This is a genomic window from Clostridium thailandense (assembly GCF_019207025.1).
GTDB classification, from domain to species: Bacteria; Bacillota; Clostridia; order Clostridiales; family Clostridiaceae; genus Clostridium_AM; species Clostridium_AM thailandense.
Genome location: NZ_JAEEGC010000205.1, coordinates 1 through 10614 on the forward strand (window position 1 = coordinate 1; position 10614 = coordinate 10614).

8 protein-coding genes are annotated in these 10614 nt (G+C 30.4%); 1 reads left to right on the forward strand and 7 read right to left on the reverse strand.

Annotation, left to right across the window (positions count from 1 at the left end):
* Positions 1-45: 45 nt before the first annotated feature.
* Positions 46-498 (reverse strand): hypothetical protein, encoded by a 453-nt coding sequence (locus tag I6U48_RS28135; protein WP_218323830.1) that lies wholly within the window; start codon positions 496-498, stop codon positions 46-48.
* 277 nt (positions 499-775) lie between these two features.
* Between I6U48_RS28135 and lexA the strand changes: the two genes are divergently transcribed.
* On the forward strand, positions 776-1384 hold the full coding sequence (gene lexA, locus I6U48_RS28140; RefSeq protein ID WP_218323831.1) for a transcriptional repressor LexA: 609 nt from the start codon (positions 776-778) through the stop codon (positions 1382-1384).
* 212 nt (positions 1385-1596) lie between these two features.
* On the opposite strand, the gene I6U48_RS28145 is transcribed toward lexA, so the two are convergent.
* The 6 genes from I6U48_RS28145 to miaB all read right to left on the reverse strand — a co-directional run bounded on the left by I6U48_RS28145 (position 1597) and on the right by miaB (position 10426).
* Positions 1597-2880 carry a methionine gamma-lyase family protein gene (locus I6U48_RS28145; protein ID WP_218323832.1) on the reverse strand — a complete coding sequence of 428 codons (1284 nt, stop codon included), beginning with the start codon at positions 2878-2880 and terminating at the stop codon, positions 1597-1599.
* 125 nt (positions 2881-3005) lie between these two features.
* Positions 3006-3248, reverse strand: a complete 243-nt coding sequence (gene hfq / locus I6U48_RS28150; protein ID WP_218323833.1) for an RNA chaperone Hfq — start codon at positions 3246-3248, stop codon at positions 3006-3008.
* Positions 3249-3310: 62 nt separating this feature from the next.
* A complete protein-coding gene (gene miaA / locus I6U48_RS28155) occupies positions 3311-4255 on the reverse strand; it encodes a tRNA (adenosine(37)-N6)-dimethylallyltransferase MiaA (protein ID WP_218323834.1) in 945 nt (314 codons plus the stop codon).
* Positions 4256-4265: 10 nt separating this feature from the next.
* A complete protein-coding gene (gene mutL, locus I6U48_RS28160) occupies positions 4266-6233 on the reverse strand; it encodes a DNA mismatch repair endonuclease MutL (RefSeq protein ID WP_218323835.1) in 1968 nt (655 codons plus the stop codon).
* Between the two features lie 30 nt (positions 6234-6263).
* Positions 6264-8945, reverse strand: coding sequence for a DNA mismatch repair protein MutS (gene mutS / locus I6U48_RS28165; RefSeq protein WP_218323836.1), 2682 nt, complete (start codon positions 8943-8945; stop codon positions 6264-6266).
* A gap of 101 nt (positions 8946-9046) precedes the next feature.
* Positions 9047-10426, reverse strand: coding sequence for a tRNA (N6-isopentenyl adenosine(37)-C2)-methylthiotransferase MiaB (gene miaB, locus I6U48_RS28170; RefSeq protein WP_218323837.1), 1380 nt, complete (start codon positions 10424-10426; stop codon positions 9047-9049).
* Between the last annotated feature and the right edge of the window lie 188 nt (positions 10427-10614).

A 10614-nucleotide genomic window follows, 5' to 3' on the forward strand; every position in this document is an offset into this window, starting at 1 on the left:
ACAAATCTATGGATGTTCCCACTTACAAAAAATACTCTTTAATTTTTAATCATGGTTCTTTCTTCCTTTAAACCTAATTAACCCAGGAAACTCTTCATTAGCATATTTTTTAAGTTTATCTTCATCTTCCATTAATTCGCTCAATCCGTCAATATCATCAATATATTCTATATTTTCATTCCATGCATCTAATTCTCCATCATCATCATTTTTATATCCATCTATATAATTGTCATAGATTAGTTCTCTATCATCATTATTCTCTTGAATTTCATCTTCTGATTCAGAATTATTTTCTAATTCGGCCTGATATTCTTTTGCTTCCTTATCATCTTCTATGATTCCATCAATTTTTACACCTTTCATATCAAATTCTTGTGTTTCAAGGCATTTACCGCAATTATTACACTGTTTAGTTGGATCCAAATCGCATCTTTCACACTCTCCACAATCAGTGCAATTCTTCTTATTGTTAAATATGCAAAATTCTCTTTTCATAGCTACTTCCTTTCAAATTAAGTTTGTAAAACCATTAATACTTAATTCTAGTACACAAATCTTTATACTATAAAATGGTCCAAATAATATTATACATTATATAATTAAAATTCCAAGTCATTTTACGAGAATAAATTATTTCTTAAAATTTCAAATTAACTAATTAACTTATAGTTAATTATTGCCACAAATTGTACTCATCATACAGAACATAAGTTTGATATTTGTCTCTATATATGATATAATTCAAAATAACTAAATTAGAGAGGTGTTTTTTATGGCGGAACACAAGAGCAACAAACAAGCAGAAATTTACGAATTTATAAAAAGTCAAATTAAAGAAAAAGGATATCCTCCATCAGTTAGAGAAATTGGAGCTGCTGTTGGATTAAGATCCACATCCACAGTTCATGGCCACCTTGAAAGATTAGAAAAAAAGGGGCTCATTAAAAGAGATGCTACTAAGCCAAGAACTATTGAGGTCGTTGAAAACTCATCAAATAGAAAAGAACTGGTAAATGTCCCTATAATAGGAACTATAACTGCTGGCTCTCCTATTCTAGCGGTCGAAAATATTGAGGATGTATTTCCTTTACCTATGGATTATGTAAAAAGTAATAAGGAACTTTTCATATTAAAGGTAAGCGGAGAAAGTATGATAGAAGCTGGAATTCTAGATGGAGATCTATCTATAATAGAAAAGATAAACTCCGCAGAGAATGGTGATATAGTTGTTGCATTGATAGAAAATGAAGCAACTCTAAAAAGATTTTTTAAAGAAAAAGATCATATAAGACTTCAACCAGAAAATAAAACAATGTCTCCTATCATCGTTCCAGACTGCCAAATCATTGGTAAACTTGTGGGAATTTATAGACAGTATTAAAATATTGCTTCGCATATCAGAGTACAATTGACAGAGGACAGTGAAGGAGGATTTTTAGGAAAACATCGCTAAAAAAATAAATTTGTTTTCTGATGTAAGGACGAAAACTCACCTTCACTGTCCTCTGTCTTCTCTCAACTGTCCTTTAAAAAATAATACGTCGTAAATTTTTATTTTACGAATTCCAGATTCATAACTTAACTTCTAATTAATTATCCTGTAACCTTAGAAAGTGCTATAAGTATTCCTATCTTTGCATGATCAAAAGTAAGCCCACCTTGTAAATATGCTATATAAGGTTCTCTTATAGGTGCATCAGCAGAAAGCTCTATAGAAGATCCCTGTATAAAGGCACCTGCAGCCATTATTACCTGATCTGTATATCCTGGCATATCCCATGGTTCACACTGAACAAAGGAATCAATAGGCGAACCTAGCTGTATACCCTTGCAGAAATTTATAAGTTTTTCTTTGTCATTAAATTTAATAGCTTGAATTATATCACTTCTTTTATCGGTATACTTTGGAAGAACTTCAAATCCTGCAAGCTCCATTATTCTTGCACAGAAAAGGGCTCCTTTTACAGCTTCTATAGCAACCTGTGGCGCAAGAAACAATCCTTGATATAAAAGTCTCATAACTCCAAAGGTTGAACCACATTCTCCACCAATACCTGGAACAGTTAATCTATATGAAGCCTGCGTTACATATTCTTCTTTACCAGCTATATATCCCCCTGTTGGAGCTATTCCGCCACCTATATTTTTAATTAAGGACCCTGCTACTAAATCCGCTCCTACATCCGTAGGTTCCTGAATATCTAAGAATTCACCATAACAGTTGTCTATAAAGCATATTACTTCAGGTCTTATATTCTTAACAAAAGCAATAATTTCTTTTATATCTGAGATTAATAATGCTTTTCTCCAGCCATAACCTGTAGATCTCTGAATGTGAACCAATTTTATACTTTTATCATTTTCCAATTCAGTTTTTACTTTATCAAAATTTATACTGCCTTCTTCTGTTAAGTCTACCTGTTTGTAATTCACTCCATATTCTCTTAAGGATCCGATATTCTTCTTGTCACTAATACCTATAACATTATGTAACGTATCATAGGGTGTCCCGCAAATTGATATCATTGTATTCCCTGGTCGTAAATTGCCGAATAAAGCCGCTCCTAGTGCATGAGTTCCATTTACAAAATGCGGCCTAACTAATGCACTTTCGCAATTAAAAACTCTTGCATAAACTTTATCTAAAGAATCTCTACCTATATCACCATATCCATAACCTGAGGAATTAGTAAAATGTGAATCACTTATTCTCTCAGCCTGCAGCGCACTTAACACCTTTAGTTGATTAAATTCTCTTATCTCATCATAAACTTTAAATTGTTCCTTTACATCTTCCATAGCTTGTTCATAAAGTTTTATCGTTTTATCGCTTATACCATATATCTTACTAAGTTGTTCTTTTGTTAAATCTATCATTTTTAATGAAAAACCTCCTGAATTTAGTTGAAAATTTAATGTATTGACTAAATGTTTAACTTAATGCAATAACACATTGTTTATATTACCACATAAAAAAAGAATAGGCAATTATAAGCCTATCCTTATCCTTCACTTTCTGGAGTAGCACTAAATAGAACCGGCCTTGCAGGCGTAATGGTCGAAATAGCATGCTTATACACCATCATTTGCTTACCATCACAATCCAATATTACCGTAAAGCTATCAAATCCCTTAACATTTCCTTTAATTTGAAAACCATTTGTTAAATGTATTGTAACATTTGTTTTATTCTTTCTTGCCCCATTTAAAAATATATCTTGTAGGTTGTTTGCTGTTTTACTCATATTCCTCACCCTCCGCACACTTTTTATTTTTATATTAATTCTATAAATATTAAAAAAATCCTTTATATTTTAGAATTCCTTGATGAGAGAAAGCTTTGTATTATATGTTCTATTATATCACTTTCATTTGCAAATTCATCTTTATTTATCCACTTAACCCTTTGATCTTTTCTAAACCAAGTTAACTGCCTCTTAGCATAATTTCTACTTCCCTTTTTGATCTGATAGATTGCCTCTTCAAGTGATATTTCACCATCTAAATAATACAAAATCTCTTTATACCCAATTCCTTTCATCGATTGCATATCCGCAGTATATCCCATAGATTTCAATTTTTTCACTTCATCTATAAGTCCTTTTTCGAGCATTATATCTACTCTTTTATTTATCCTATCATATAGTTTTTCTCTATCCATAGTCAATACAAAATAATACACATTATAAGGTATATCATAAATATCATTTTCTGCATTAAATTGACTTATAGTTTTTCCAGTAAGTTTAAACACCTCTAAAGCTCTTATAACTCTTTTTAAATCGTTAGGAAAGAGCCTATTATAAGATTCTATATCTATATCTCTTAATAAGTTATGAACATATTCTTTACCATTAGTTTGTGCTAATTCTTGCAAGCAATTTCTATAATTTTCATCGACAGATGCCTCTGTAAAATCATAATTATAGATTAAAGAGTTAATATATAACCCAGTGCCACCCACTAACATAGGAATCTTCTGTCTTTCATATATATTGTCTATAGCTTCCTTAGCCATTTTCTTATATTGTGATACATTAAAGATTTCTTGAGGCTTTACAATATCTATAAGGTGATGTGGTACCCCCTGCATTTCCTCTTCTGTAACCTTAGCAGATCCTATATCCATATACTTGTATATCTGCATTGAATCAGCTGATATTATTTCACCATTAAGCCTTTTAGCTATCTTAATAGAAATATCCGTTTTTCCAACTGCTGTAGGACCTGCTAGTATAAATAAGTCTTTCATAAAATTCCCCCTACTGTATTCTCTTAAACTTTTTCTCTAATTCATTTAGAGTAAACTTAACTATTGTTGGTCTTCCATGGGGGCAAGTAAAAGGGTCTTCAATAAATCTTAAATCTTCAATAAGAGTTTTCATCTCTATATTTGATAAACTATCATTAGCCTTTACTGCAGACTTACATGCAAGCTTAGCTATAGAACTATATTTAATTTCCCAGGCTTCTCCGCTTCCCATATTTTTCAAGTTATCCAATATATCCATAAATAAATTTTTAATATCAGGTTTTCCTAATATAAGTGGCACTTCCCGTATGTTTACCGTATTTTCTCCAAAACTTTCTATATCAAATCCAGATTTTTTGAATAAATCACAGTTTTCAAGATAATAATCATAGTCTTCTGGCGTAAGCTCAATAACTGAAGGCGTTATTAAAATCTGAGAAACTACATTATTTTCCTTTATACTTCTTTTATACTTTTCAAATAACACTTTTTCGTGAGCTGCATGTTGATCAATAAGATATAAATTATCTGAAGCTTCAGCAATAATATAAGTATTTCTAAATTGTCCTATTATAGTTAATGGGGGAAATTTAGCAATTTTTTCTTCCATTACTGATTTTTCAATGTAAGGATTCTCTTGTAATGTAATTTTTGTACTGATATCATTATTGTCAACAGTCTCTCTACTATTATCATAAATATTAACAGTTTCTTCTCTTTGCAATTTTTCATTTCTATTTATATTGTCGTAATTAAAATCAGTTTTATTATACCTTGTTTCTTTTAAAACTTCTTTAAAATTACTAAGTCCTTGAAAATTACAATCATAGTTTCTATTATTGCCATAATCTTCATTTTTATAATTCTTTTGATCAAAAGAATTTAAATCAATCGGTAGTTGAACCGTACTACTTTCTCTTTTATCAGAATGTATCTCCTCATGCTTTAACTTATTTTCCTCATCAGGAGGTATATCAAAAGAGTTTCTTAGACTATTCCTTAAAGCTTCATGAACTGCATCGAAAGTAAGTTTAAAAATTTCTCTATCATCTCTGAACTTTATTTCAGATTTTGTTGGATGTACATTTACATCTATGAATTCCGGAAATATATCTAAAAAAACTATAAAAAATGGATATTTATTAATGGTTAAAAAAGATTTAAATGCATTTTCTACAGCAGCAGTAATCAACTTACTTTTAATATACCTCTTATTTACAAATACGCTTTGATTATTTCTGCTTCCTCTGCTTATATCCGAATTCCCAATATAACCATAAACTGATACTATATCTGAATGTTTCTCAAAACTTATAATATTATCACTTATAGATTTTCCATAAACATATCTTATTGCATCTGCTAATTTACCAGTACCATAAGTATTTAATACTTTTTTACCATTATTTATAAGTTTAAATGAAACACTTGAATTAGCTAACGCAAGTCTATTAATTATATCTGATATATAAGCAGTTTCCCTACTAGAAGACTTTAAAAACTTTTTTCTTGCCGGAACATTAAAAAATAAATTTTTTACTTCTATACTAGTTCCTACATTACATCCTGTATCTCTAATAAAATCTATAATGCCACCGTTTATTGAAATCTCTTTTCCATACTCAAATTCATCAATTCTGCTTTTTAGAACTGTATTTGAAACTGCTGCAATACTTGCTAAAGCTTCGCCCCTAAACCCCATAGTACTTATGGTATATATGTCTTCAATAGAATATATCTTACTAGTTGCATGAGGCGTGAATGCCTTTTCTATATCTTCAGGATGAATACCATGACCATCATCTAAAACCTTAATACTTTTTTGTCCTCCATCTTCTATTTCTATCGTTATATTTTTAGAACTTGAATCAATACTATTTTCAATTAATTCTTTTACAACAGAAGATGGACGTTCTACAACCTCACCTGCCGCTATTTTATTAGATGTTTCAGTGTCTAATATGTTAATTCTCGCCAAACAATCACCTCCTAGACACAAATTAAAAATTTACAGCTTTTTTGTTCTTTTTATTATATCATAAAGTTTATTAAATCCATCCATTGGAGTCATATTCAATATGTCAATAGAAGATATTTCTTTCAATAAATTTTCTTTTTCTATATCTATAAAATTCATCTGATGAGATTCTCTCTTATCTAAAGCCACTTCTCTTATAATTTCTGAGCTTTGCTCCGACCTTATAACTTCACTGTTCTTTTTACTTAGGACATTGCTATTTACTTTATCTGTAATTTCCTCTATATTAACATCGCTTGATTTTTCCTTCTCTATTCTAGCAAGTATCTCTTTAGCTCTGTTTATGACATCAATAGGAAGCCCTGCAAGTTTTGCTACTTCTATACCATAAGACTGATCCGCTCCACCTCTTATAATCTTGCGTAAGAATACTATATCACTGCCCATTTCTTTAACAGAGACAGAATAATTTTTTATTCCTTCTAAAATTCCTTCTAGTTTAGTGAGTTCATGATAATGTGTAGCGAAAAGAGTTTTGCACTTAAGTTTTTTATTCTTACAGATATATTCTATTACTGACCATGCAATACTTAATCCATCGTATGTACTCGTTCCTCTCCCAACTTCATCTAGCAATATAAGACTTTTATTTGTAGCATTTTTTAATATGTTAGAAACTTCCCACATTTCTACCATAAAGGTACTTTTTCCTGCTGCTAAATCATCTGAAGCTCCTATTCTAGTAAATATCTTATCACAAACGGATATAACAGCTTTCTTTGCTGGAACAAAGCTTCCTATTTGAGCCATAATTACTATTAAAGCTGCCTGTCTCATGTAAGTTGATTTCCCAGCCATGTTAGGACCAGTTATTAAAAGAAGTTGTTCATTTGTCGTATTGATATTAATATCATTAGATACAAAGCTTCCACTTGGTATCATTTTTTCTACTACTGGGTGTCTTCCTTCTTGAACATATATTTCTTCTGCATTATTTATTTCCGGTTTACAATAGTTATTTTCCAAGGCTATTATAGCTAATGAACTTAAACAATCCAGCTCAGATATTATTCTAGCTGTTTGCTGCATCCTATCTACTTCTGTTTCTATCTTTTCTCTAATTTGAACGAATATCTCATATTCTAAATTAATGAGCTTTTCCTCCGCACCTAAGATCTTATCCTCCATTTCCTTAAGCTCTGGAGTTATATATCTTTCAGCATTTGCCAGAGTCTGCTTTCTTATATATCTTCCTTCTGGAACTGAACTTAAATTACTCTTCGTTATTTCAATATAATATCCAAAAACCTTATTATATCCAACTTTTAAAGACTTAATTCCAGTTTCCTCTCTCTCATTATTTTCTAAAGAAGCTATCCACTCTTTTCCATGTACTTTAGCAATTCTAAGCTCATCTATTTCTTCATTAAAACCTTCTTTTATCAAATTTCCTTCTTTTACTGAAATTGATGGATTTTCTAATATTGCTTCATATAATATTTTATAAATATCCTGAAGTTCATCTAAATTTTTATGCATGTTGATGAACAAATTACTCGTAAAGCTTGATATTATTTCTTTTATAGCGGGAATTTTTTCAATAGAAGATTTCAGAGATATAAGTTCCTTTGCATTAACACTTTTTGAGGATATTTTTCCAACTAATCTTTCTATATCATATATTTCCTTCAGTGCTTCCTTTAAATCTTCGTGAATGGGTAAATTATTTAATAATTCTTCTACAGCATCAAGTCTGCCTTGTATAGAAATCTTATCTACTAAGGGTTGTTCTATCCATCTCCTAAGTTGCCTTGCCCCCATTGAAGTATTAGTTCTATCCATAATCCAAAGAAGAGAGCCTTTTTTATTCTTTTCTCTTAGATTCTCTGTTAATTCCAGATTTCTTCTTGAATTTGAATCTATACTTAAATAATCCACAATACTGTAATATTGAAAGCTATTGATATGTGATAGTCCTGTCTTCTGAGTTTCAATTATATACTTTAATAGAGAACCACAGCATTTTATTAAATCGCCACTATACTCCTCCTCGTTTATATATGCAAACTGATTTTTTAGAGTTCCTATCGTGTCAGAGCAAAAAAATTCCTCTGAAAGTTTTGTGAATGATGTATTAAATCTTTCTTTAATTCCAGAACATATTTGTTCTTCTAGTTCTTCTTGAACTAATATCTCCTTAGGTGCATATTTAGATATTTCATCTAAAACAACTGAAATGTCTAAGGGAGCATCTGTACAACTAAAATCTCCAGTAGAAACATCTGCAAAGCTTATTGCAAAAGAACTTTTTTCATTATTTATGTAAAGACACATTATATAATTATTCTTGTTGTCCTCTAAAAATGATGAATCCATGTAAGTTCCAGGTGTAATTACCTTTATAATGCCTCTCTTAACTATTCCTTTAGCTGCTGACGGATCCTCTAATTGCTCACATATAGCAATCTTATATCCTTTGTTAACCAACCTACTTATATACGCGTTAGCAGCATGAAACGGTATCCCGCACATAGGAGCTCTTTTTTCTAATCCACAATCTCTTCCTGTGAGTACAAGTTCTAGTTCTTTTGATGCTGTTTCAGCATCCTCGAAAAACATCTCATAAAAATCGCCTAATCTAAAAAATAATATACAATCCTTACAGCTCTCTTTTACTTCTAAATACTGTTGCATCATTGGAGTTAAACCCACTTTTGCTACCTCCCTAGCTAAATTAATTTACTATTTTAAGACCTATAAAATAAAAAGCTCTAGTTATCTCAGAGCTTTTTATCTTACATTAGAATAATACACTAACCAATTTGTTCTCCAACTAGTGAAAAGGAATTTGCTTTTGTTATTTTAACATTAACTAGATTTCCAATACTATCTTTTTCTCCAGTAAAGTTTACAAGCTTTCCTGTTCTTGTTCTTCCCATTAATTTTTCATCATCATTTTTACTCAATCCTTCAACAAGTACCTCAACTTCTCTACCTTCATACTCTTTATTTTTGATAGCAGAAGACGCATTTATTACCTCAACCAACCTATTAAATCTATTATGCTTGACGTCATCATCTATCTGGTCTTCCATCTCATCTGCTGGAGTCCCTTTTCTTTTTGAATATATAAAAGTAAAGGCTGAATCGTACTGAACCTTTCTTGCAAGGTCTAAAGTCTCTTCAAAATCTTCTTCCGTTTCTCCTGGGAATCCTACGATAATATCAGTACTTATAGCTACATTCGGTATTGCCTTTCTTATTCTCTCTATAAGTTCTAAATATTGTTCCTTTGTATAAATCCTGTTCATCTTTTTAAGTATATTACTTGAACCAGATTGCACTGGAAGATGTATATACTCACACAACTTATCGCATTCAGCTATGGCATCTATAACATCTTGAGTTAAGTCCTTAGGATGTGATGTCATAAATCTAACTCTTTCTAAACCCTCTATTGTATTTATCTGCCTTAATAGCTGTGCAAAGGTCATCTTTGGTTCTAAGTCTTTTCCATAGGAATTAACATTTTGACCTAATAAAGTAATCTCTTTATACCCTTTTGAAACTAAATCACTAATTTCTTTTTCTATATCCTCTGGCTTTCTGCTTCTTTCCCTACCTCTTACATAAGGCACAATACAGTAAGTACAGAAATTATTACATCCATACATTATTGTAACAAAAGCTTTAATACTGCTTTCTCTATCTACTGGAATTCCTTCTACAATCCCTTCTTCTTTATCCTGTATTTCTATTACAGATTTTCCTTCCTGTTTTACTCTATTCAAATACTCAGGAAATTTATAAGCATTATGTGTACCAAATATAATATCTACGAAAGGAAATTTCTTAATTATACTCTCAGCCATATCTTTTTGCTGCATCATGCATCCACACACTGCTATTATTAATTCAGAATTTTTTTCTTTAAGTTTCTTTAATGCACCAAGGTTTCCATAAACCTTGAGTTCTGCATTTTCTCTAACACAGCAAGTATTAAATATTATTAAATCTGCATTATGCTTGTTATTTGTTCTTATATAACCTGTTTTTTTTAGCATTCCGGATAGCTTTTCAGAATCTTCCTCATTCATCTGACAACCCCAAGTTTCCAAATAAAAATGCTTTTTACCTTCACTACCCTCTATATTTTTATTTATCTTAAAATTAATTTTTTTATAATTATTCATTATCTTCACCTCATAAGTTGCTTTAAATTTATATAAAATATTTATTGTAAATTTTTTTAGCTTTGTTCCCACAATTAATATATTATACTGTATTTTATATAAAATTAAAAGAGTAATAATCTCTTGTGATATAAGAGAATTTTTATCGAAAACTAAATTGTATAACCAAAATTATTATAAATTGCTTA

Bases quoted from the DNA above. Each gene is read 5' to 3' on its own strand.
- I6U48_RS28135 (WP_218323830.1), bottom strand. From the start codon at position 498: ATGAAAAGAGAATTTTGCATATTTAACAATAAGAAGAATTGCACTGAT.
- miaA (WP_218323834.1), bottom strand. From the start codon at position 4,255: ATGAAAGACTTATTTATACTAGCAGGTCCTACAGCAGTTGGAAAAACG.
- lexA (WP_218323831.1), top strand. From the start codon at position 776: ATGGCGGAACACAAGAGCAACAAACAAGCAGAAATTTACGAATTTATA.
- hfq (WP_218323833.1), bottom strand. From the start codon at position 3,248: ATGAGTAAAACAGCAAACAACCTACAAGATATATTTTTAAATGGGGCA.
- I6U48_RS28145 (WP_218323832.1), bottom strand. From the start codon at position 2,880: ATGATAGATTTAACAAAAGAACAACTTAGTAAGATATATGGTATAAGC.
- miaB (WP_218323837.1), bottom strand. From the start codon at position 10,426: ATGAATAATTATAAAAAAATTAATTTTAAGATAAATAAAAATATAGAG.